The organism is Kouleothrix sp. (genome assembly GCF_046328425.1).
In the GTDB taxonomy this organism is placed as follows: Bacteria; Chloroflexota; Chloroflexia; order Chloroflexales; family Roseiflexaceae; genus Kouleothrix.
Genome location: NZ_JAXLWP010000046.1, coordinates 1 through 23,282, shown reverse-complemented (window position 1 = coordinate 23,282; position 23,282 = coordinate 1). Strand labels below are relative to the sequence as shown.

20 protein-coding genes are annotated in these 23,282 nt (G+C 68.9%); 11 read left to right on the top strand and 9 right to left on the bottom strand.

Annotated elements, in window-relative coordinates; translation table 11 throughout:
- Positions 1-1,305: 1,305 nt before the first annotated feature.
- The 5 genes from zwf (at position 1,306) to U0177_RS27890 (ending at position 6,208) form a co-directional block, all read left to right on the top strand.
- Positions 1,306-2,841: a glucose-6-phosphate dehydrogenase gene (gene zwf, locus U0177_RS27910; RefSeq protein WP_409573969.1), complete on the top strand. Its 1,536-nt coding sequence runs from the start codon at positions 1,306-1,308 to the stop codon at positions 2,839-2,841.
- Positions 2,842-3,042: 201 nt separating this feature from the next.
- Entirely contained in the window at positions 3,043-3,423 is a 381-nt protein-coding gene (locus tag U0177_RS27905; RefSeq protein WP_409573968.1) for a RidA family protein, read from the top strand.
- Between the two features lie 3 nt (positions 3,424-3,426).
- Positions 3,427-4,656, top strand: a complete 1,230-nt coding sequence (locus tag U0177_RS27900) for an amidohydrolase/deacetylase family metallohydrolase (protein WP_409573967.1) — start codon at positions 3,427-3,429, stop codon at positions 4,654-4,656.
- The gene (locus U0177_RS27895; RefSeq protein WP_409573966.1) at positions 4,653-5,306 is read left to right on the top strand and encodes a carbohydrate-binding family 9-like protein; all 654 of its coding nucleotides are present in this window, start codon (positions 4,653-4,655) and stop codon (positions 5,304-5,306) included. The genes U0177_RS27900 and U0177_RS27895 overlap by 4 nt, the downstream gene beginning before the upstream one ends.
- Positions 5,307-5,440: 134 nt before the next feature.
- Complete coding sequence (locus U0177_RS27890; protein WP_409573965.1) at positions 5,441-6,208, top strand: SDR family NAD(P)-dependent oxidoreductase; 768 nt, start codon at positions 5,441-5,443, stop codon at positions 6,206-6,208.
- 66 nt (positions 6,209-6,274) lie between these two features.
- On the opposite strand, the gene fusA is transcribed toward U0177_RS27890, so the two are convergent.
- Positions 6,275-8,383, bottom strand: coding sequence for an elongation factor G (gene fusA / locus U0177_RS27885; RefSeq protein ID WP_409573964.1), 2,109 nt, complete (start codon positions 8,381-8,383; stop codon positions 6,275-6,277).
- Positions 8,384-8,748: 365 nt separating this feature from the next.
- Between fusA and U0177_RS27880 the strand changes: the two genes are divergently transcribed.
- The 4 genes from U0177_RS27880 to U0177_RS27865 all read left to right on the top strand — a co-directional run bounded on the left by U0177_RS27880 (position 8,749) and on the right by U0177_RS27865 (position 10,253).
- Positions 8,749-9,027 (top strand): YtxH domain-containing protein, encoded by a 279-nt coding sequence (locus U0177_RS27880; protein WP_409573963.1) that lies wholly within the window; start codon positions 8,749-8,751, stop codon positions 9,025-9,027.
- Positions 9,027-9,161 (top strand): hypothetical protein, encoded by a 135-nt coding sequence (locus U0177_RS27875; RefSeq protein WP_409573962.1) that lies wholly within the window; start codon positions 9,027-9,029, stop codon positions 9,159-9,161. The genes U0177_RS27880 and U0177_RS27875 overlap by 1 nt, the downstream gene beginning before the upstream one ends.
- Positions 9,162-9,276: 115 nt before the next feature.
- Complete coding sequence (locus U0177_RS27870) at positions 9,277-9,996, top strand: zinc metallopeptidase (RefSeq protein WP_409573961.1); 720 nt, start codon at positions 9,277-9,279, stop codon at positions 9,994-9,996.
- Between the two features lie 125 nt (positions 9,997-10,121).
- Positions 10,122-10,253 (top strand): hypothetical protein, encoded by a 132-nt coding sequence (locus U0177_RS27865; RefSeq protein ID WP_409573960.1) that lies wholly within the window; start codon positions 10,122-10,124, stop codon positions 10,251-10,253.
- Here U0177_RS27865 and U0177_RS27860 read toward each other — a convergent pair.
- From U0177_RS27860 to U0177_RS27850, 3 genes are all read right to left on the bottom strand, one after another.
- On the bottom strand, positions 10,250-10,948 hold the full coding sequence (locus tag U0177_RS27860; protein WP_409573959.1) for a lysophospholipid acyltransferase family protein: 699 nt from the start codon (positions 10,946-10,948) through the stop codon (positions 10,250-10,252). The genes U0177_RS27865 and U0177_RS27860 overlap by 4 nt on opposite strands.
- 33 nt (positions 10,949-10,981) lie before the next feature.
- Entirely contained in the window at positions 10,982-11,422 is a 441-nt protein-coding gene (locus U0177_RS27855) for a DUF2231 domain-containing protein (RefSeq protein ID WP_409573958.1), read from the bottom strand.
- A 64-nt stretch (positions 11,423-11,486) separates the two neighbouring features.
- Entirely contained in the window at positions 11,487-14,534 is a 3,048-nt protein-coding gene (locus tag U0177_RS27850; protein WP_409573957.1) for a S8 family serine peptidase, read from the bottom strand.
- Positions 14,535-15,083: 549 nt separating this feature from the next.
- Here U0177_RS27850 and U0177_RS27845 point away from each other — a divergent pair.
- Both U0177_RS27845 and U0177_RS27840 read left to right on the top strand, forming a co-directional pair.
- The gene (locus U0177_RS27845) at positions 15,084-16,478 is read left to right on the top strand and encodes a hypothetical protein (RefSeq protein ID WP_409573956.1); all 1,395 of its coding nucleotides are present in this window, start codon (positions 15,084-15,086) and stop codon (positions 16,476-16,478) included.
- Positions 16,479-16,491: 13 nt separating this feature from the next.
- Positions 16,492-16,887 carry a FixH family protein gene (locus tag U0177_RS27840; RefSeq protein WP_409573955.1) on the top strand — a complete coding sequence of 132 codons (396 nt, stop codon included), beginning with the start codon at positions 16,492-16,494 and terminating at the stop codon, positions 16,885-16,887.
- 5 nt (positions 16,888-16,892) lie between these two features.
- Here the strand turns inward: U0177_RS27840 and U0177_RS27835 are convergent, their stop codons facing one another.
- The 5 genes from U0177_RS27835 to U0177_RS27815 form a co-directional block, all read right to left on the bottom strand.
- A complete protein-coding gene (locus U0177_RS27835; RefSeq protein ID WP_409573954.1) occupies positions 16,893-18,005 on the bottom strand; it encodes a serine hydrolase domain-containing protein in 1,113 nt (370 codons plus the stop codon).
- Positions 18,006-18,034: 29 nt separating this feature from the next.
- Entirely contained in the window at positions 18,035-18,907 is an 873-nt protein-coding gene (locus U0177_RS27830) for an NAD(P)-dependent oxidoreductase (RefSeq protein ID WP_409573953.1), read from the bottom strand.
- A gap of 381 nt (positions 18,908-19,288) precedes the next feature.
- A complete protein-coding gene (gene aspS, locus U0177_RS27825; protein WP_409573952.1) occupies positions 19,289-21,130 on the bottom strand; it encodes an aspartate--tRNA ligase in 1,842 nt (613 codons plus the stop codon).
- Positions 21,131-21,303: 173 nt separating this feature from the next.
- Positions 21,304-21,720 carry a YccF domain-containing protein gene (locus tag U0177_RS27820; protein WP_409573951.1) on the bottom strand — a complete coding sequence of 139 codons (417 nt, stop codon included), beginning with the start codon at positions 21,718-21,720 and terminating at the stop codon, positions 21,304-21,306.
- Positions 21,721-21,810: 90 nt separating this feature from the next.
- On the bottom strand, positions 21,811-23,016 hold the full coding sequence (locus tag U0177_RS27815) for a glycosyltransferase family 4 protein (RefSeq protein WP_409573950.1): 1,206 nt from the start codon (positions 23,014-23,016) through the stop codon (positions 21,811-21,813).
- Positions 23,017-23,282: the final 266 nt, after the last annotated feature.

The window sequence follows — 23,282 nt, the reverse complement described above, 5'->3', positions numbered from 1 at the left end:
GGCCTACGCCACCGCCTCGGCGTGGAGTGTTCAGCCTGCACCCGCTCGCCCTATCCCTAGCGCGCGCTCGCTCGCCCTGCGCGAAGTCGTCCCCATCATACGTGGAGTCGTCCCCATCGTGCGAGCAGTCGTCCCCATCGTGCGAGCAGTCGTCCCCATCGTGCGAGCAGTCGTCCCCATCGTACGAGCAGTCGTCCCCATCGTGCGAGAAGTCGTCCCCGCCATACGTGGAGTCATTCGCCAGCTGCATGAAGTCGTCCCCATCATACGTGGAGTCATTCGCCAGCTGCATGAAGTCGTCCCCATCATACGTGGAGTCGTTCACTAGCCGCGTGGCGTCGTTCGCATCGTGCGCGGCGGGGTTCACATTCAACAGCAAGACGTCACACGGGCGCGCTTTGGGCGCGCCGACAGGTTTGCTGCCGCACGAGGAGCATGTGCCATAGTCATCGCGCATGGGACGACGCCCTTTTTGGGGTCTGGGGCGAAGCCCCGTAGCGGGAATGCAAGGGGCGGGCGGCCGCCCCGCGCGAGAGCACAGGGGGCGCGTAGCCCCCGCCTCACCCCGAAGGGGAGAAGGCGCACTGATGCGCCCTACGGGAGGCTGAAGGCCGTGCCTGCCTCAGCGCAGAAGGCGCGCACGATGCGCGCCCTACGGGAACGAAGGCCGTGCCAACCCCAGCGCAGAAGGCGCGCACGATGCGCGCCCTACGGGAAGGCCGTGCCTGCCTCAGCGCAAGGCGCGCACGATGCGCGCCCTACGGGAACGAAGGCCGTGCCTGCCTCAGCGCAGAAGGCGCGCACGATGCGCGCCCTACGGGAACGAAGGCCGTGCCTGCCTCAGCGCAGAAGGCGCGCACGATGCGCGCCCTACGGGAACGAAGGCCGTGCCAACCCCAGCGCAGAAGGCGCGCACGATGCGCGCCCTACGGGAACGAAGGCCGTGCCTGCCTCAGCGCAGAAGGCGCGCACGATGCGCGCCCTACGGGAAAGGCCGTGCCAGTGGCAACGTCAGAGGCTCATGCCTCAAGGGCAAACCCACACGTGATTCTGTGCCACGAGGCATGCGCCACCGGCGTAGCGGCCGAGACAGCATTCTGTTACGGGGTCTGGGGCGGTAGCCCCAGCGGGGGAGTGCAGAGGGCGGGCGTCCGCCCTCTGCCGCAGGGCACGGGGGCGCGTAGCCCCCGGCTGATTGCCCTCACGCGGGGCGCGGGGGCGCGCGGGGCGCATCCCCGCGCCGCACACGCGGCACAGCGAATGCTGTAGCAGCAGTGGCCGCATCACAGCAAGGAGCCCAATCCTATGGAGACCGCGATCCACCCCGAGGCGACGGTTCTAGTGATCTTTGGCGCCGGCGGCGACCTCACCTGGCGCAAGCTGGTGCCGGCGCTGTACAGCCTGTTCGTCGACGGCTGGCTGCCCGAGCAGTTCGCGGCGATCGGGCTCGACCTCAAGCCCATGGGCGACGACGAGTTTCGCGCGCACCTGCGCGACGGCGCCGAGCGCTTCTCGCGGCGCGGGCAAACCGCCGGCGCGCGCTGGGCCGAGTTCGCCGCCCGGCTCAGCATCGCCCACGCCGACTTCGGCGACGCCGCCGCGTACGCCGCGCTGGCCCAGCGCGTCGCCGCGCTCGAGCAGCAGTGGGGTCGCCCGGCCAACCGCATGTTCTACCTGGCCACGCCGCCCGCGCTGATGCAGACCATCGCCGAGCGCCTGGACGGCGCCGGGCTCACCGCCGACCGCGCCCGCAGCCGCGTGGTGTTCGAGAAGCCGTTCGGCCACGACCTGGCCTCGGCGCGCGAGCTCGACCGCGCGCTCACCGCGATCTTCGACGAGCGCCAGATCTACCGCATCGACCACTACCTCGGCAAAGAGACGGTGCAGAACATCCTGGCGTTTCGCTTCGCCAACGCCTTCTTCGAGCCGCTGTGGGACCGGCGCTACATCGACCACGTGCAGATCAGCGTGGCCGAGCAGGTGGGCGTCGAGCACCGCGGCGGCTACTACGAGCACGCCGGCGCGCTGCGCGATATGATCCAGAACCACCTGTTTCAGCTGCTGTGCCTGATCGCGATGGAGCCGCCGGTGTCGTTCGAGGCCGAAGAGGTGCGCAACAAGAAGCTCGACGTGCTGCGGGCCGTGCGCCCGATCGCGCCCGACGACGTCGACCGCGCGGCGGTGCGCGGCCAGTACGGCGCCGGCCAGGTCGGCGGCGCCGCCGTGCCGGCCTACCGCGCCGAGCCCGGCGTCGCGCCCGACTCGCGCACCGAGACGTACGCCGCGCTGCGCCTGTTCGTCGACAACTGGCGCTGGCAGGGCGTGCCGTTCTACCTGCGCACCGGCAAGCGCCTCGCCGAGCGCACCTCGGAGATTGCGATCCAGCTGCGCGCCGCGCCGCACCAGCTGTTCCCCGCCGGCGTGGCCGGCGAGTGGCAGCCCAACCGGCTGGTGATCAACATCCAGCCCGCCGAGGGCATCTTGCTGCGTTTTCAGGCCAAGCAGCCCGGCCTGAATATGCACCTCGGCCCCGAAGATATGCGCTTCACCTACAAAGAGGCCTTCGACACCGAGTCGCCCGAGGCCTACGAGACGCTGCTGCTTGACGTGATGCAGGGCGACGCGACGCTGTTCATGCGCGCCGACCAGGTCGAGGCCGCCTGGGCGATCGTGATGCCGGTTCTCGACCGCTGGGCCGCCAGCCCGCCGCTCGACTTTCCAAACTACGCTGCCGGCAGCTGGGGCCCCGAGGCCGCCGAGGCGCTGCTCGCCGCCGACGCGCGCCGCTGGCTGCTGCCGACGTTCGACACGCCCGACGCCGCGCCGGGCAGCGCCGCCTAGCTGAAAGAGCGCCGTCGCAGAGGCCGCGGCTGTGGCACATGCCTCGTGGCGGCGCGTGAGCTGCAGGCGTGCCCTGAGGCATGCGCGCAGGGCTTTCAGGCCGGCACGGCGCTTTTGATCCAACCCGCAGCGCGTATTTGACGCCGGCCCGAACTGGCACTACACTACGCTGCGATCCGCACCAACAAGAGGAGCACCAGCATGCCCAAGCAGCTTGTGGTGGCCGCGAACGGCCCCAAGGCCGGCGGCGCCTACTCGCCCTGCCTGCGCGCCGGCGACTTTGTGTTTGTCGCCGGCCAGGGCCCGAACGACCCGGCCACCGGCCAGGTCGTCGGCACGACGATCGAGGAGCAGACCGAGCGCACGCTTGAGAATGTCAAGCTGCTGCTCGAGGCCGCCGGCGCCAGCATGGCCGACGTGGTGAAGGCCACCGTGCACCTGAGCGACCTGTCGCTGTTCCCGCGCTACAACACCGTGTACGCGCGCTACTTCCCCGACCCCAAACCGGTGCGCACGACGGTCGGCAGCCAGCTGCTGGGCATCCTGGTCGAGATCGACGTGATCGCCTACGTCGGCGAGTAGCCTATGTTCGACCTGCTGATCAAAGGCGGCGAGCTGATCGACCCCGGCGGCGAGCGCGCGGGCCAGCTCGACCTGGCGGTCGCCAACGGGCGCGTCGCGGCGGTCGACCGCGACATCCCGGCCGAGGCGGCGGCGCGCGTGGTCGACGCATCCGGCCAGTACGTCACGCCCGGCCTGGTCGACCTGCACACCCATATCTTCCACCGCGTCAGCTTCTGGGGTATCGACCCTGCGCCGGTCGCCGCGCGCTCAGGCGTCACCACCTGGCTCGACGCCGGCTCGGCCGGCGCCTACGGCCTGGCCGGGTTTCGCGAGTACATCGCGCGGCCATCGGCGCTGCGGCTGTACGCGCTGCTGAACATCTCGGCAATCGGGCTCACCGGCATCACCGGCGAGCTGGCCAACCTCGACTACTGCGACGCCGGCCTGTGCGCGCGCGTGATCGAGCGCAACCGCGACCTGGTGCGCGGCGTCAAGGCGCGGATCGATCGCTACACGCTGGGCGCCAGCGGGCTCGAGCCGCTGCGCCGCGCGCGCGAGGTGGCCGACGCCTGCGCCCTGCCGCTGATGGTGCATATCGCGATCGGCCCGCCGGCGATCGAAGAGGTGCTCGCGTACCTGCGGCCCGGCGACATCCTGACGCACTGTTGCACCGGCCACAGCATGCGCCTCGTCGACGACGCGGGCGCGCTGCTCGAGGTGGCCCGGCGCGCCTGGGACGCGGGCGTGATCATGGACCTCGGGCACGGCGGCGGCTCGTTCGCCTTCGCCACGGCCGAGGCGTTTGCGCGCGCCGGCCGCTGGCCCGACGTGATCTCGTCGGACATTCACCAGCTGAGCATTGGCGGGCCGATGTTCGACCTGCCGACGTGCATCAGCAAGCTGCTGGCGCTGGGTATGCCGCTGCGCGAGGCGATCGGCGCCGCCACGGTTCGACCGGCCACGGCACTGCGCCTGGGCGACGGCCTCGGCACGCTGCGTGTCGGCGCGCCGGCCGACGTGGCGCTGTTCCGGCTTGAGCAGGGGCGCTTCCCGCTCTACGACGTGGCGATGGAGATGCGCGAGGGCCGCCAGCTGCTGCGCAACACGCTCACCATCCTCGGCGGCAGCGAGCTGCCACGCCTGCCCGAGGCCGAGCCCGCGCCCTGGGCCGAGCCCACCGCCGACCAGCGCGCGCTGGCCGAGCGCGGCCACACCCCCGACATGCTGGCAGCCCAGCGAGCAGAGCTATGAGCGCCACACACCACCTGCCGCACGCAACCGTCGCGCGCGCGCCGGCCGCCTGGCCCGCCGGCGACTTCACGGCATGGCCGTGGCACGAGCTCGCGCCGCTACCGGCGTTTATCTGCGCCGACGGCGGCGAGCCGGCCACCTGGCAAACAACGGTGCGGCTGTGCTACGACGACGCGGCGCTGTACGTGCGCTTCGACTGCGACGACGCCGACATCTGGGGCAGCTACACCGAGCGCGACGACCCGCTGTACGACGAAGAGGTGGTCGAGCTGTTCTTCGCGCCCGGCCCGGCCACGCCCACGCGCTACGCCGAGATCGAGATCAGCCCGAACGGCGTGCTGTTCGACGCGCTGATCGACAACCCCAGCGGCCTGCGCGCCGACCTGCGCGCCGACACCAGCTGGGATCCGGCGGTGCGCGCGCACGCCTGGCGCGACGACGCGGCCGGCCGCTGGGGCGCGCTGCTGGCGCTGCCGTGGGCCGAGATTGCGCCCGGCGTCGAGCCGCCGCCGGTGTGGCGCGCCAACTTCTTCCGCATCGAGCGCCCGCGCGGCGGCAGCCCCGAGTTCAGCTGCTGGTCGCCTACCTACAGCGCGCCGGCCGACTTCCACCGGCCCGCGCTGTTCGGCACGCTGGCGCTGGACGTGTAGGTCGCTTCCGCCGAGGGCACCAGCGCCACCGCAGAAGACGTGTAGCTCGCATCCACCAAGGGCACCAGCGCCACCGCAGAAGACGTGTAGTTCGCTTCCGCCGAGGGCAAGCCACCCGCAGAAAAGGGAAAGCCATGCAGCTGCAAGGGAAAGTCGCGCTGGTCACCGGCGCGGCGCGCGGGATCGGCCGGGGGATTGCGCTGTGCTGCGCAGCCGAGGGCGCCGACATAGTGGCCAACGACCTGCCGCCGCACACCGGCGCGGCCGACGCCGCCGACACCGCCCGCGCGGCCGAGGGGCTGGGGCGCCGCGCGCTGGCGCACTACGCCGACGTATCGGACCGCGACCAGGTAGCGGGGCTATTCGCGGCGGCGGCCGGCGCGCTTGGCCGCATCGACATCGTCGTCGCCAACGCGGCGATCTCGATCCGCGAGCCGACGGTGGACGCGCAGTGGGAGCACGTGCGCCGCACGATCGAGGTGGCGCAGTTCGGGGTATACCACACCTGCCAGGCCGCCGCGCGGCAGATGCTCGCGCAGGGTGGCGGCGGCAAGATCATCATCATCGGGTCGGTGCTGGCCGAGCTGCCGCTGCCCACCAGCGCGCCGTACAACATGGCCAAGGCGGCGATCAACCACCTCGCGCGCACGCTGGCGATCGAGCTGGCCGGGCAGCGCATCAACGTCAACGTGATCAACCCCGGCTTCATCGACACGCCCGGCGAGCGCGCGTTTGCCAGCGAAGAGCAGATCGCCGAGTTCGGCCGCAGCGTGCCGTGGGGCCGCGCCGGCACCCCCGACGACATCGGGCGCGCCGCAGTCTTCCTCGCCAGCGCCAACGCCGACTACATCACCGGCGCGGCGCTCACCGTCGACGGCGGCTTCAAGCTGCGCATGCCATAAGCGGGCGGGGCGGCAGTGCCGCCCCGCCCGCTGTTGGGCCGCCGAATTGTCGCCATCGCGGGGGCGCTAGTGGCCGCCCTCGCTCTGGCGCGCCTTCTGCGCCTCGATCAGGCTCTGCGCCAGGTGCGTCGGCACATCCTCGAAGTGATCGAACTGCATCGAGAAGCGGCCACGGCCCTGCGTCAGCGAGCGCAGGTCGGTCGCGTAGCGCTGGATCTCGGCCAGCGGCGCGGTCGCGTTGATCGTCGTGCGGCCGCTGCCGTCGGGCAGCATGCCCAGCACCCGCCCCCGGCGCGTCGTCATATCGCTCATGATATCGCCGGAGAACTGGTCGGGAACGACGATCTCGAGCGCGTAGATCGGCTCCATGATCACCGGGTTGGCCTTGTGCGCCGCGAGCTTGAAGGCCTCGTGGCCGGCGATCTTGAACGCGATCTCTTTGCTGTCGACCGGGTGCATCTTGCCGTCGAACAGCGTCACGCGCACGTCGACCATGTGGTTGCCCGAGACGACGCCCTCGGCCATAGCGTCGCGCACGCCCTTCTCGACGGCCGGGACAAACGTCCGGTCGATCACGCCGCCGACGATCGCATTCACGAACTCAAGCGGGTCTTCGCGCTCGGGGTTGGGCTCAAGCGGCTCGATGCGGATGGTCACGTCGCCAAACTGCCCGGCGCCGCCGGTCTGCTTCTTATGGCGGTACTGCGCCTCGGCCTTGCCGCGGATCGTCTCGCGGTAGGCCACGCGCGGCAGCTCAAGCTCGACATCGACGTTGAACTTGCGCTTCATGCGCTCGGCGATGATCTGCAGGTGCGGCTCGCCGAGGCCGGCGATCACCGTGTCGCCGCTCTGCGCGTCGCGCGAGACCTGCAGCGTCGGGTCTTCCTCGACGACATTGTGCAGCGCCCCGCCGAGCCGGTCGAGGTCGGCGCGCGTCTTGGGCTTGACCATCGCCCAGTAGGAGGGCGCAGGGAACGTGATCGGCACGAGCTGCAGCGGCCGGTCGTGGCTGCACAGCGTGTCGTTGGTGGCCACGTCCACCAGCTTGGTCACGACGCCGATATCGCCAGGCCCGAGCGCGGGCACGGAAATCTGCTCTTTGCCGCGGATCATGTACACCTGGCCGATGCGCTCGTCTTTGCGGGTGCGCGGGTTAAAGAGCGACGAGTTTGCGTGAAGCTCGCCGCTGAACACGCGCACAAACGAGATCTTGCCGTAGGGGTCGACCAGCGTCTTGAACACCAGCGCGCTGAACGGCTCGGACACAGCCGGCTTCAGCACGGCCGGCTTGCCGCTGAGCAGATCGGTGGCGGTAGCCGTCTTGCGCGCGGCCGACGGGAAGCTATCGAGGATGCCGTCGAGCAGCTGCGCGGTGCCGTGGGCCTGGTCGGCCGCGCCGCAGAACACCGGCACGATCGAGCCATTAGCGATGCCGGCGCGCAGGCCGCGCTGGATATCGTCGGGCGAGAGCGCGTCGGCGCCGCCCTCAAGGTACTTCTCGATCAGGTCGTCGTTGGTCGCGGCGATCTTATCGATCAGCTTCTCGCGCCACTCCTGCTCGAGGCCCACCATGTCGGCGGGGATCTCGGCCTCGACAAACGAGCCGTCGTGCTTATCGGCGATCATCCAGGCGCGCTGGCGGCGCAGCGAGATAATGCCCTTGAACTCGCGCTGCGAGCCGATCGGGATCTGCATGGGGATGACCGCGTCGTCGAGCAGCTGCTGGGCCTGCTCGACCGTGCGGAAAAAGTTCGCGTTCTCGCGGTCGAGCTTGTTGATAAACAGAATGCGCGGCACGTTGGCGGCCTTGGCGGCCTCCCAGGTCATCTCGGTGCCGACCTCCACGCCGCCGGCGGCGTCGAGCACAATTACCGCACCGTCGATCACGCGCATGGCCGAGGCAACCTCGCCGGCGAAATCGGCATAGCCCGGCACATCGATCAGATTGATCTTATCGTCTTTCCACTCGACCGGGGCGACGCTCAGGTTGATCGACATGCGGCGCTTCTGCTCGTCCGGGTCGTAGTCGCTGACGCTATTGCCGTCTTCGACGCGGCCCGCGCGGGAGATGGCCTTGGCGGTGAGCAACAGCGCCTCGGTGAGCGTGGTCTTCCCGCTGCCGCCGTGGCCGAAGAGTCCAATATTATGGATCTTCTCGGGTCCGTAGGATCGCATCAGGTCCTCCTTGACAGAGCGAAGGTGACAATGGCGCGGAGCAAGCGTGTGCAAGCGGAAAAGTCGGGCGGCTCGATTGCGCGCACAGGCAGGCGCCATGCGGCGATGAGCGCAGGTTGAGGTGTGCGGCTGGCGTCCTCCGTCTACAACGTCAGGTCGTGCTCGATCCGCTCCCTGTGGGGTTAAGTCAGTATTATAAACATTTTCGGGGTGCGGTCAACCGCGCGGCCACAGCCCGAGCGCGCGCGCTGGTGGCGGTTTCGCTATACCGCAGGGCAGTTTCACAACCAGGAACTTGACGCCGATCGGCAGCGCGGTACAATATGCGGCTGGCACGCTCATTGCTCAGTGAAACGAGAGGAACGATGAAACAACAAAACAGCGACATGCTCTTTCTTGCCGGGCTCTTTGCCGGCGCGGTGGTGGGCGCCGCCGCCGCTGCGCTGCTGGCGCCGCGCAGCGGCGCCGAGACGCGCGAGCAAGTGGCCGAGCGCGGGATCGAGCTGAAGAACCGCGCCGAGGATGCCGTCCAGCGCGCGCAGCAGGTCGCCACCGACGCGGTGGCCAAGGTGCAGGTCGCCGCGAAAGATCTGATCGCCCAGCCGCCGGCCGGCGAGCCGCTGAACGACGGCGGAGGGATCTGATGCGACTGCGCTGGTTTGCAATTGGCGCGCTGCTGGGGCTGCTGCTGGCGCCGGCCAGCGGCCGCGACACCTGGCGCCGCCTGCGCGACGGGCTGGCCCGCGCGATCGATGCGGGGCTGCGGATCGGCACGTAGCCTACGAGCACGGCGAATATGGCACTCTAACGCGGTTCTAATACCGCCGGCGCGGCCCGATGCTATAATGGAACCGCCACACTGTGTGGCACGGGCTCGCTGAGGAGAAGCTGCTATGCCATTCCTGTTCAACTTCCAATATATGATCTTTATGCTGCCGGCGATCGCGCTGGCGCTGTTCGCGCAGTGGAAAGTCTCGTCGACATACAAGAAGTACTCGCAGGTGCGCAACCTGCAGGGCCTCACCGGCGCCGACGTGGCGCGCACGCTCATGCGCAACGAGGGCCTGGAGTATGTGCAGGTCGAGATGATCCCGGGCGACCTGACCGACCACTACGACCCGCGCGGCAAGGTGATGCGCCTGTCGGCCGGCTCGGCCCAGACGCCCTCGGTGGCCGCGATGGCGGTGGTGGCGCACGAGCTTGGCCACGCGCTGCAAGACAAGCAGGGCTATTTCTGGCTGCAGCTGCGCTCGGGGATCGTCGGGGCGGCGAACATTGGCTCGAGCTTCGGCACTATTCTGGTATTTATCGGCCTGATGCTCGGCGCTGCCGCAGGGCGCGGCGGCACGATCGGCTTTACGATCGCGCTGGCCGGCCTGGTGCTGATGAGCGCGGCGGTGGTGTTCTCGCTGGTGACGCTGCCGGTCGAGCTGAACGCGAGCGCGCGGGCGCGCGAGATGCTGATGCGCGCCGGCCTGGTGACGACCACCGAGGCTGACGGCGTGCGCGCGATGCTGAACGCCGCAGCGCTCACGTATATCGCCGGCGCGGCGCAGGCGGTGATGCAGCTGCTGTACTTCGCCAGCCTGATCCTGGGCGGCCGGCGGCGCTGATCGGCCGGGATCGCGCGCGGAACCATCGCACACAGATGCAAAGAAAGGTGCGCTCGCCTTTGGCAGAGCGCACCAGCTGCGTAAGCCCTCGTCCTACCGCTGAAGGAAGATCGAGAGAGGATCGCATGAACGACGACACCAAGCGACGGATTGTGTATGGCATTCTCAGCCTGGTGCTGAGCGCGCTGGCGACGCGCCTGGCGCTGTACCTCACCAACAAGCTGCTCGGCGAGCCCGAGGAAAGCGCGCTGGCCTAGCTCGCGGCTACCTTCTGCTCGGCCGGCAGGCCAGCCACGCGCGCCTGCAGGCGCTCGCGGTAGATGCCCCAGTACTCGCTGGGCAGCAGCTCGCCGATCCGCAGCATCACCTCGTCGGTCAGCTCGGCCATGCGATCCATGGGGATCTTGGCGTTGGGCTGGAGGCCCACGTAGTACGGCGGGCCGATCTTCAGCCGAATAGGCGCGCGCCGCGCCGCGCCGGCCAGGCCACGCTCGGTGCCCCACACCGCAACCGGCACAATCGGAACCTCCGTGCGCACCGCCAAGCGCACCGCGCCGCCGCGCCCCTCGATCAGCCCGCCGTCGCGGCTGCGGTGGCCCTCCGGAAACACGATCAGCACGGCGCCGCTCTTCAGCGCATCTTCGGCCGCGTCCATGGCGGCCATGTCGCGCTTGCCGCGCTTGATCGGGATCACCTGCATCTGCCTCAGCCACCACGTTACCACGGGGTTGAGGAACATCTCGATCTTGGCGATCCACCACGGCCGGTGCGAGAGCGGCAGCGACGCGCCCAGAATGTGGATATCGGTCCAGTGAATATGATTCACCACGACGATCATGCCCTGCCCACGCGGCGGCAGATTCTCGACCCCCTCAACCTTCCAGTTCCACCACACCCGCCGAACGATGTTTAACGGTAGCCAGATGCAAAAGTACATAAACGCGCCGAGCATTGGTTCCCCTCCAGAACAGACACGCAGCCAGTATCATCCGCCCACTCCGAGCCGCAGGCTGTACACAAGGTGCCCGCCCAGCCAGCCGTCGAGCGCCACCAGCGCCAGCCCCAGCCCCAGCCGTACCAGGTAGCCCCGCCGCGCCTGCGTGTCGTCGAGCACGCCGGGGTTGCGGCGGCGCTGCTGCCAGGCTTGCCAGTAGACGACGAGTATCAGCACGCCCACCAGCGCGTGCGCGTTGATCCAGCCGAGGGCATCGCCGCGCGGGTTTGCGGCCGCCAGCAGCTGCCGCCCGGCGTCGAGCGTGCCGGCGGCGATCGCCAGCAGCGTGCCGAGCCAGCCAAGCCACAGGCAGTGAAACGCGGCGACCTCGTAGCCGCGATCGCCGCGCCGCAGGTACAGCGCTGTCAGGATGATATTGCCGACCAGCAGCCCGATCGGCAGGTGCACAGTGAGCGGGTGGAATGGGTACATACCACAGTATACCACGACCTGCCGGCGCGCCTCGCCGCTGCTGTAGGGTGGCGCTGACGCCGCCCTACCACTGCTGCCGGCTGATCACCGGTAGCCAGAAAACCCAAGGCGGCCGGCGCGGCACGGCCTGAACCGGCACGATCACGCGCTCGCGCAGCGGATCGCTACTGCTGATCTCGATGCGCGCCCGCTGCGGCAGCGACTGCGGCCAGCCCCAGCGCAGCGTGGCGGTGAGCGTCTGCTCGGCGGCGGGCTGCACCGCGCCCTGGGCAGCCGATAGCGTGAGCCACTGAGCGGGGGCCGCCTGCGGGCGCAGCTCGATTGCCAGCCCGGAATGCAGCGGCGCAGCGCTGCCGCAGCCGATCTGCTGATAGTCGAGAAAGGTGCGCTGCAGCCCCACCGCCACCACCTGCGGGGCCGCCGGCACCGCGCGGTACTGGTAGACGATCCGGCCATCCGCGTGCAGCAGCACCTGAAAGCTATACGCGCTGCCGGATGCGTCGCCGCGCAGCCGCACCTGCTCGTAGCTCAGCACAAACGTCCGGCCCTGATCGAGCGTAGCATAGTGCACCGCCCCACCGGCGGCAAGGTCGACATCCGCGCGAAATGGCGCGATCTCGAAAAAGCTGAAGCCAATATCGGGGAAGCAGCCCGACGCAAGGGCTGTGTAGCTGGCCGGCGGCGTGCTGAAGGCCAGAAAGCCGTCGGCGGCGACGACCGTGTCGGTGAATGTGCCGTTGTAGAACGGGAACTCAAAGCCCAGCGGCACATCCTTTTGATAGCGCGCCTTGCTGAAATCCAGCGTGGCGGCAGTGTTGGGCAGCTGCCGCCAGCTGTACGCCGGGCCGCCAGGCTCGTCGCTGCGAAACGCGCCAAACGCGTCGGGCAGCACGCGCGCATGAAATTGGAGCGGACGCGCGCCACTGTTCGCGATGCTGATGCCAAAGCTGCGGCTCTCGCCAAATGCCAGCTCGGCCGAGATCGGCGTGCTGCCGACGACGGCGCGCGGGTAATCGGGCAGCAGCGCAATATCCGGCAGCTGAAGGTCGCCGCTGACGGTGATCAGGCGCTCGGCGCTGGCGAACGATGGCGCCGATGCCTCGAGCTGGTACACGCCAGGCGCCAGCGTCAGCGCGAACTCGCCTTGCGCGCCGGTGGCAACCGGCTGCGCCGCGCGCACGCCCACCGTAGCAGCCAGCGGCGCGCCGCTCTCGGCGCTCAACACGCGCCCGGTCACCAGCGCCTGCGTTTGAATCGCCGCAACCGTTAGGGTGATATCGATCGCGGTTGGCGTGCTGGTGGGCGACGCGAACAGCTGTACCCGCGCGTGGTACACGCCCGGCCCAGCCACGCGCCCCGAGTCGACACGGATCTGAAGCGCGGCGCTGGCGCCCGGCCCGATCGCCGCAGGCGCGGCCTCGACGCTCAGCCAGGCGATATCGGGGCGGGCGCGCTGCACTGCGGCGTACGCATCGACACGGCCGTAGCCATACACATTATTTGGCGCGCCGGGCTGGTCGCCGCAGCTGGTGTCGCCGATCGCGCGCGCGCTGGCGCGCAGCAGATCGACAGTGGCGTCATAATCGCCGACAAGGTTTGGGTTGGCCGACCAGAGCAAGGCGACCAGCCCAGCCACCTGGGGCGTAGCCATCGAGGTGCCCTGCAGCACGCGGTAGCTCTCGCCGTCGCCGGGCGCGGTGGAGAGAATGCCAGGGCTACCGCCCGGCGCCATGAAATCGGGCTTGCGGCGGCCGTCGGCGGTGGGGCCGCGCGCGCTGAACGAGGCCGCCAAGTCGTTCTGGTCGGTCGCGCCAATGCCCAGCACGTCGGGGTAGTCGCCGGGCGAGTTAATCGAGCGGCAGGCGCTGCCGCTGTTGCCGGCCGCGAATAGCGGAAAGATGCCGGCAGCGCGCCAGGCTGCGGTATACCCGGCGTACCAGCTGTCGCCGCCGCCAGCCGACCAGGAGTTGTTCACGATCATGGGGCGCAGGTCGGGCCGCGGGCTGCGGCCGTCGAGGTCGGTCGGCGCCAGCAGCCACTGCGCGGAGCTGATCAGGTCGACCTCGCCGCAGTTGGACGAGGCGCAGCCTTGCGCCGCGATCCAGCTGGCCTCAGGCGCCACGCCGACGGCGGGGCGCGTGGTTGTGCCGGCGCCGCTGGCCACCATCGAGCCCATGGTGTGCGTGCCGTGGCCGTGCGGGTCGGCCGGCGCGCGATTGAGGCCCTTCGGATCGAACCAGCTATAGTTGTGGTCGTAGCTGGCGGCGCCGCGCCAGCCGCGATACTGGCGGGCCAGCGCGGGGTGATCGAAGCGCACGCCGGTGTCGATATTCGCCACCACGATGCCACGGCCGGCCACGCCAAAATCGCGCCACACCCGGTCGACGCCAATTTTACGCAGGTTCCAGCAGATCGGGTTGCCGGGGTCGTCGGGCGAGCAGCGTGCATCGGCGGCGATCTGCGCGGTGGCCGCGGCCGGCAGCGCGGCGATGTGGTTGGCGCGCACCAGCGCGACATCGGCGCGCGCGGCCAGCGCCTGGGCATCGGCCAGGCCGCCGCGCACCAGCACGGCGTTGGCCACCCAGAATGGCCGGTAGGCCAGGCCGCGCGCGGCCAGTTCGGCGCGCAGCCCGCGCTGCGAGCGCTCGGCGTAATCGCGCAGCGTCGCGTACACATACTGGCCGCGCGCGTTCCAGTCGCGGATCTGGTAGGCCGCCGCGAGGTCGGCCTGGTCGCGCAGGTAGATCATGAAATCGGCGCGCGCCGCCGGGTCGGCCAGCTCGCGCGCAAGCTGCGGGTCGACACGGCCGGGCTGCTGCGGCAGCGCCACACGCGTGGCGCCGGCCGCGGGTGGCGCGGCCGGCGCGGCGGCAAACACCGGGTTAGCCTCCAGCACAGTCGGCGCCAGCACCGAGGCCGTGTTGTTGGTAATCGTCACGGTCTGGCTGGTGCTCGCGCCCAGCGGCAGCGCCAGCGCGAGCGCCGGCGGGTCGGCCGACAGTGGATCGCTGGTGGCGGCGCGCACGGCGGCGCGTGGGGCAGCGGCGAAGATCCAGAGCCAGAGCAGGGTCAGCGCGGCGAGCATGGAGCGGCGACGTGCGCGATAAGTCATGGCGGTGGGTTCTCCCGAGCGTTGGTGATGCAGCTCGCGGCGGGGCGAATGCCTATAGCGGAGCCTAGAGCGATTGAGCGTGGAGCGTAGAACAATCGGCCATCCTGGTGCGCTCCGGGGCCGCCCCACAGGCTCACTGCCTCTGCTCTTGGCCATAGAAGCATAGCATCGGGCTATGGGCGTGTCAAGAATATGGCAAACACTCATCCAGCATTCAGGGGAGCGCCGCCGCCTATATGCTATGATATGACACAAGTTACGCGTTGCCCTCCCGCGTGGGAGGTTTGGAGGGCTCGTGCAACGTCTTTCGACCCCTTCCCCTACCCCCTAGGGGAAACACATCTGGCTTTGTGGTGCGGTCGCGACGGCGACCGCACCCAGGCCAATCAACTCCCCCTCTCCCGCGCGCGGGAGAGGGGGGTAAGGGGGGTGAGGGCCGACGTTGCACGAGCCCTGGGAAGTTTTCAGGGGCGGCAAAGCCGCCATCGAACCCCCACCGCGTCGCTCGTGTGATATGACGACTACAAACGCATACCCAGGATTTACGATATGCCTGAACAGAGAGCCCGGCGCGCGCTGGCCGCGCTGGTGGCTGCGCTGGCGATCGGGCTGCCGGGGCTGGCGCTGGCCCACGGCGGCCACACCGGCCCGGCGCAGACCTTCACGCAAGATATAGGGCCGTACACCATCGCGATCACCGTCGAGATCCCCTCGGGCGCGCCCGCGCCGCTGTACCTCAATGTGGCGCCGCTCGACGACATGGGCGGCACGACAATGCGCTTCCGGGCGGTGCCGCGCGGGCAATCGTTCGCGGGCGCGCCCGAGGCCGAGCTGCAGGGCCTGACCGGGCCGCAGGGGATCTACTACACGCAGCTCGCCGTCGATCGCATGGGCGAGTGGGAGCTGGAGGCGCGCGTCGACGGGCCGAAGGGCGGCGGGGCGGCGCGCATTCCGTTTACGATCGAGGCGCCTGCGCTGGCGCCCGGCTCGCTCGGGCTGTTCGTGGCGCTGGGCGGGCTGGTGCTGGCGATGATCGCCAGCATCGCCGTGGCGGCGATCAGCCAGCGGCGCGGTCGCCCGGCGCCGGGCTGGCTGAGCTGGGCGATCGGCCAGGCAATGTTCGCCTGCCTGATCGCCGCGCTGATCTTTGGCGGGCAGCAGTTCAGCGCGATGATCCAGAGCGCGCAGGCGGCTAGCGGCGCGGTGGCCGCCACCGCAGGCCGGCCGCACGCCAACCTGAGCGTGCGCACCGCGCCGGCCGCGCCGCTGGCCGGGCAGCCGATCACGCTGACGCTTGACCTGAGCGATGGCTCGACCGGGCTACCGGTAGAGGATCTGATCGCCCACCACGACGCACTGCTGCACCTGGTGGTGATCAGCCAGGACGGCGGTTTCTACAGCCATACTCACCCGCCGCGCAGCGCGCCGGGCCGCTTCAGCGCGGCGCTGGCACCCGATCGGCCGGGGCGCTACACGGTGTACGCCGAGATCGAGCGACGCGACAGCGGCACCCAGGTGCTGGCGCGCGATTTCGAGGTAGGTGGGGCGGCCACGGCTGCCCCGCCGCAGTTCGCGGGCCTGGGGCCGCGGGAGGCCGGCGGAATGCAGGTGAACGTCGCGTCGTCGACGAGCGAACCGAAGGCCGGCAGGCAGGCGACCTTCACCTTCAGCTTCAGCAGCGGCGGCAAGCCGGTGGACGACTTGCAGCCGTGGTTGGGGATGGGCGGCCACATGATCGCGCGCAGCGACGACGGCGCGATCTTTGCGCATATTCACGCGGTTGGCCCCATGGCGCCGGCCGGCCTGATCGGCACCGGCGTCAACTACGGCCCGGATATTCGCTTTGTGTACACATTCCCGCAGCCCGGGCGCTACCAGATCTGGGGCCAGTTCCGCCACGCCGGGCAGATCGTCACCGTGCCGCTGGCGGTGGATGTCAAGTAATACAAGGAGCTGTATGCGACGGCTGATGGGCATGATCGCGGGCGTGCTGCTGATCGGCGCGCTGCTGGCAGGGTGTGGCGACAGCGGCTTCACGCAGAGCGCCGAGACCGGCAGCTACAAGGTGCAGCTGTCGCTCGACGATACGCGCTTTGGCGAGCGCACCGCCACGATCGAGGTGCGCGACAAATCGGGCAAGGCCGTGCAGGCCGATGCCGTCGTGCTGGCGCCGCTGATGGAGTCGATGGGCATGGTCTCGCCCGAGCAAGCCGCGCAGCCGCTAGGCGACGGGCGCTACCAGGCCAAGGGCGAGTTCTTCAACATGCTTGGCGAGTGGGAGGTCGACGTGCGCGTCTCGCTTGGCGGCAACGACGAGGTGGCGCGCTTCAAGGTACCGGTGAACGCGCAGTAGCGCGCCTAGCTCGCCGCAAACAGCAGCTCGGCGAGCCGATCGGCGATCGTCGCAACATCGGCCGTTTCGATATTGCTGAGCACAATCACCGTTGCGCGGTCGTCGGGGAAGCGCACGAGCACGCTGCGGAAACCCGGCAGCAGCCCGCCATGCCAGAGCGCGCTATGGCCGGCGCGGCGCGAGATATGCCAGCCATAGCCATAATCGTACTCGCCGTCGGCGTCGCGCACGTGCACGCGCGGCGCGAACAGCTCGGCGCGCGCGGCGGCCGGCAGCAGCTGATCGGTGTAGAGCGCCTGATCGTAGCGGTACAGATCCTCGGCGGTGGCATACAGCCCGCCCGCAGCATAGGCCGAGTCGATGTTGTTGTAGTCGGCCAGCGTGCTCACGGTCGAGTAGCCGGTGGCGCGGTTCTTCAGCACCAGCGAGCTATGATCGAGCCCGGTATCGCGCATGGCCAGCGGCTCGAGAATGCTGGCCTTGAGGAACTCCTCGTAGCTTTGGCCGGCGGCGCGCTCGATCACATAGCCCAGCAGCCCGTAGCCCAGGTTGCTGTAGCTATACGTGCTACCGGCTTCGGTCACCAGCGGCGCATCGTGAAAGAACTGCGTGATCGTCTCGATCGTGGTGGAGATCGTCATCGAGGCGCGCAGTGGCGGGCGCGGGCAGCCGGGGCAGTTGCTCACGTCGGGGATGCCCGACGTATGCGTCAGCAGGTGCGCCAGCGTCACCGGCTGCCAGGCAGGCGGGCAGTCGGGCAAAAAGCGGCACAGCGACTCGCCGAGGCTGAGCTTGCCGCGCTGCTGAAGCTGCGCCAGCGCCAGGCTGGTGAACGTCTTGGTGATCGACGCGACGCGGAACTTTGTCTGCGGCGCGGCGGCCACGCCAAACTCAATGCTCGCGAGCCCATAGCCCCGGCTCAACAGCACCTGCCCGCCGCGCGCCAGCAGCACCGCCCCGCTGAAGTCGCCGCGCTCGGACAGCGGGGCGAGCAAGGCATCGGCCTGGCGCGCAAGGCCGGAGGCTGGCGTAGGCGTACCGTCTACGGCGCGCGGCGCGCTGGTGCAGGCAGCCAGCAGCAGCGCGCCGAGCAGCAAATACATCCATCGGAAGCGCATAGGCAGCTCCTCGTGGCCGTGCCGCCGCGCTATGCGCGCTGGCGCAGCGCCTCGATCACCGCCGCGAAGTCGTCGTCGTTGTGGCCGAGGTTGCGGGCCAGGCGGTATAGCTCGCGCGCGGCGGCGACGGTGGGCATAGGCACGCCAAGCTCGTCGGCGGCGCGCAGGGCGTACGTCGCGTCCTTGTGCATCCAGCGCAGCGCGAAGTTGGTATCGGCGTAGCTGTGGGCGACCATCATACCGATCTTGCTCTTGACAATCGGGCTGCCAGGCGCGCCGTTGGTGATCAGCGCGACCACCTGGGCGCTATCGAGGCCAGCGCGCTCGGCCAATGCCATCCCCTCGGCCAGCGCGGCCGTCTGCACCGCGCCCATTAAGTTATTGATCAGCTTCATGGTAGCGCCGGCGCCGCTGGGGCCGAAGTGGATGATCTGCTGGCTCACCGCCGCGAGCGCCGGGCGCGCCTGCTCGATCGCCCCTGCGTCGCCGCCAACCATAAGCTTCAGCTGGCCGGCCTCGGCCGCGTCTTTGCTGCCCGTCACCGGCGCGTCGAGGAACTTCAGGCCGCGCTCGGCCGCCACCGCGGCTAGCTCGCGCACCCACGCGAGCGACAGCGTGCTGCACTCGACCAGCACCGCGCCGGGCTTGGCGCCGGCAAGCGCGCCGTGCTCGCCGAGCCACACCGCCCGCGAGGCATCATCGTCGCCGACCATCGCGAAGATCACGTCGGCGTCGTGCGCGGCCTCGCGCGGCGTGGGCGCGGCCTGGGCGCCCTGCGCCACAAGCGCGTCGGCCCTGGAGCTCGTGCGGTTGTACACGCTCAGCGGAAAGCCGGCCTTCAACAGATTGATGGCCATGCCATTGCCCATAATGCCCAGGCCAAGTTGCGCTACCCGAATCATCTGTACCTCGCATATCTTCAGCTTTCGATTCCAGCGCCATGATACCATTCCTGGCAATTCAAGGTCAAAAGGCATACCGCAATTTGCAGGGCTGGTGCAGCGTCTTTCGACCCCTCCCCTACCCCCTCCCCCCTCCCCTGTCAGGGGAGGGGTGACACATCTGGCTTTGTGGTATAGATTGTGTTGCACGACGTGGCTTTGCCACGTCGTGCAACACAAAAAGAAATTTGGGGCGGCAAAGCCGCCCCCGAACCCCCACCAAAGTCTAAGCTATCAAGCGAATTTGGTATTATAGCTGATCAGAGGCGCGCCGCAAAAACAATCAGCAGCCAGCAGCGGGGCGGCCCTCGCTACTGGCTGCTGACGACTAGCTGCTGATCGCTACCTGTCCTTTGGCACGATCTCGCGCGGGTCGTGGGAGGCGGGCTTGTCGGCGGTGGCGGCAACGGCCTCGGCGCGCAGGCGGATGTGCAGCTCCTTGAGCTGGCGCTCGTCGACCGGCGAAGGCGCGTCGGTCATCAGGTCGGCGGCCTGCTGGGTCTTCGGGAAGGCCATAACCTCGCGGATAGTGCTCTCGTCGGCCAGCAGCATGGCCAGGCGGTCGATGCCGGGGGCGATGCCGCCGTGGGGCGGCGCGCCGTACTCAAAGGCCTCGAGCATATGCCCAAACTGCGCCTGGGCCGTCTCGCGGCTGATGCCGAGCAGGTCGAAGAGCTTCTGCTGCACCTCACGGCGATGGATACGGATCGAGCCGCCGCCGGCCTCGTAGCCGTTTAAGATCACATCGTACGCCTTGGCGCGCACCTTGCCGGGGTCGCTATCCATCAGCGGCAGATCTTCGTCCTTGGGCGCGGTAAACGGGTGGTGCACGGCGTCCCAGCGGCCCTCGTCGTCGTTCCACTCGACAAGCGGGAAATCGATGACCCAGGCAAACGCCAGCAGGTCGCGGTCGGCCAGCTTGAGGCGGGCGGCAACCTCGCGGCGCAGCTTATCGAGCGCGGCGGCAACGACCTTGGGCGTGTCGGCCACGATCAGCAGCAGGTCGTCGAGCTGGCCGCCCATCCGCGCGACCAGCGCGGCCATCTCGTCGGCGCCGAGCTGCTTGCCAAAGCTCGAGCGGATCTGCTCGGGCGCGGTGCCAGCCTGGAGCGAGGCCCACAGCAGGCCCTTGGCGCCGGCCTGGCGCGCCACATCGGCCAGCTCATCGAGCTGCTTGCGCGAGTAGCCGCCCAGGCCGGGCACGCGGATGCCCTTGACCTGGCCGCCGGCCGCCAGCGCGCTCTGGAACACTGCGAACTGGCTACTCGCCAGCACATCGCCGAGATTGACCAGCTCGAGGCCATAGCGCAGGTCGGGCTTATCCGAGCCGTACCGATCCATCGCCTCGGCGTATGTCAGGCGAGGGAACGGCGCGACCACGCGCTTGTGCGGCGTAACCTCGCGCACCAGCTCGACGAGCAGCCGCTCGATCAGGTTCAGCACGTCCTCCTGCTCGACAAAGCTCAGCTCCATGTCGAGCTGGGTGAACTCGGGCTGGCGGTCGGCGCGCAGGTCTTCGTCGCGGAAGCAGCGCGCGATCTGGAAGTAGCGGTCGTAGCCGGCGACCATCAGCAGCTGCTTGAGCTGCTGCGGGCTCTGGGGCAGGGCGTAGAACTCGCCGGGGTGCACGCGGCTAGGCACCAGGTAATCGCGCGCGCCCTCGGGCGTCGACTTGATCAAGATCGGCGTTTCGATCTCGAGGAAGCCTTCTTTGTCGAGGAAATCGCGGATGAACTTAATGATGCGGTGGCGCAGGATCAGGTTTTTCTGCATGCGCTCGCGGCGCAGATCCAGGTAGCGATACTTGAGGCGCAGCATCTCGTCCTCGCCGCCCTCTTTGCTGATATAGATCGGCGTTGTTTTAGACGGGTTCAGCACCGTAGCGACGCTGGCGCGCACCTCGATCGCGCCGGTGGGCAGCTCGGGGTTGAGCGACTCATCGGGGCGCTTGCCGACGAGGCCGCGCACCTGCAGCACAAACTCCGAGCGCGCCTGGCTGGCGATGGCGTGGGCCTCGGGCGCGGCGGCCGAGTCGAAGACTACCTGGGTGATGCCATAGCGGTCGCGCAGATCGATGAAGATCAGCGGGCCGTGATCACGGCGGCGGTGCACCCAGCCGGCCAGCAGCACCTCCTGGCCGGCGTGCTCGGGCCGCAGCTCGCCGCACGTGTGCGTGCGAAACATGCAATAGCTCCTCTTGCAAGACGAACGACGAACGGCCGCGCCGTAGGGCAGGCCGCCCGCCGCTGAAAAACTGGTCAATCCGGGCTATTATAACACAGGCGCGGCGGCGCGCCCCTGCCGCAGGCTTGCCTGAGCAGGGCGCGCGCAACCTCGTTCGGCCGCGCCGCGCTAGCTCAGCGCGCCAGCGTCACGATCGCCGGCACGCGATCGAACATCCAGAAGCCCACCAGCATGCCCACGATGCTGGCGTGCAGCGCCCACGCCACCGCGATCCAGATCGCGCTGAGCCACCAGCCCACCAGCACGAAGTAGATCGCGCGCAGCAGGAGCGGCCGCTGGCGCGCGCGCTCGAACACCACCTGGCCGGTAGGCGTCAGCATCGCCGCGCCGCGCTGGGGCTTGAGCGTCACCACCTGCGGCAGGCGGTTGAGCATATACAGGCCGATCGGCAGGCCGAGCACGCTGACGCACAGCAGCCATGCCAGCACCGCCCAGATCGCGCTAAACCACCAGCCCACCAGCACGAAGTAGATCGCGCGCACCAGCAGGCTTGCGCCGTCGTCGCGGATGATCACGGGTTGAGCACTCATCGCATTCCTCTCCCGCCCGGCGGGTCTCGCCCACATATCGGCGCCGGGCCTTGCGATGAATAGTACGCTCGGGGCGCGAAAAGGTTGCGCCTACTTCCCCCAGCTGTCGCGCAGCCAGTCGCCGTAGGTGCGCTGGTACACCGCTGCCGTCTCGAGCGCGATCTGGCGCCAGTTGAACATGTCGCGCGCCACGGCCAGGGCGTTGGCCACGCGCGTGCGCGACCACTCGGGGTGGCGCAGGGTATGCAGAATGCCCCACGCCAGCGAGGCCGGGTCGTTGGGATGCACGGTCAGGCCGGTTTCGTGCAGCTTCACCACCTCGGCGAGGCCGCCGGTCTCGGCCACCACCACCGGGCAGCACGCCGCCATGGCCTCAAGCGCCACGATGCCGAACGGCTCGTAGAGCGAGGGGAAAGCGGCGACATCGGCGCAGTGGTACAGCTTATCGCGCTCGTCGTCGGATATAAACCCGGCGAAATTCACCGACGAGACGATGCCCAGCGCCCAGGCGCGGTGCTTGAGGGTATCGAGGTAGGCGCCGGTGCCGGCGATCACCAGGCGGGCGCGCGGGAACGACTCGCGGACGCGCGGCCAGCTGTCGAGCAGCACATGCAGGCCCTTCTCGTACACCAGGCGGCCGACGTAAAACACCAGCGGCTCGTCGTCTTGCGCGTAGCGGCGGCGGAATGCCAGGCGCTCCTCGGCGCTGGCGAACGGGTTAGGGTGGACATACACGCCATTGGCCACTACGTCGATCTTATCGTAGGGCGTGCCGAAGTAGCTATTGACCTGCCTGGCCATGAAGTGCGAGCAGGCGATCGCGCGCCAGGCCTCGTAGGTGAGCCACCACTCGATATGATTGACCTGCTCGGCGTGGCCGCTGCCGATATAGCCGCCCTGGCGGCCGCGCTCGGTGGCGTGGATGGTGGCCACCAGCGGGCGGCGCCAGGCGTGCTTGAGCGATACGCCCGAGTGTGCGGCGAGCCAATCGTGCGAGTGGATCAGGTCGAATGGCCCGATCTCCTCGCGCAGCGAGCGCGCGGCGTACTCCATCAGGCCATTGGTATGCTGAACGTATGAGACAAAGCCATAGGCATCCATATGCGGCGGCTCGACGCGATAGATGTGGATGCCGTCGGCGGTAGTTTCGCGCTTGGCCCCGCCGCGCATTAGCGGCGTCACAATGTGCATCTCGATGCCCTGCTGCGCCAACGCTGGCGCAAGATCCATAATATGCTTGCCCATGCCGCCGACCACATGCGGCGGGTACTCCCAGGACAAGGTCAGAACGCGCATTCCCGTTCCTTTTCAATTACCAGAGGCGGCGGTGAACGCCGCGATTATACCATTTTCTGAGCCGGCGACGTGGCCGGAGGCCCATGCGCCAGGGTGCCGTCAGCGTCGCCCTACCCATGCGCAAAGGCACTATTGTTGGTGCACGAACAGTGCCAGTGGATAGCGGTATACTAGTGCCGCGCTTTGCTAACATACCGCATAACTTGCGCGATTGGCACGAGCTACGCGGTGCCCTCTCGCGTGGGAGGCTTGGAGGGCTTGCGCCC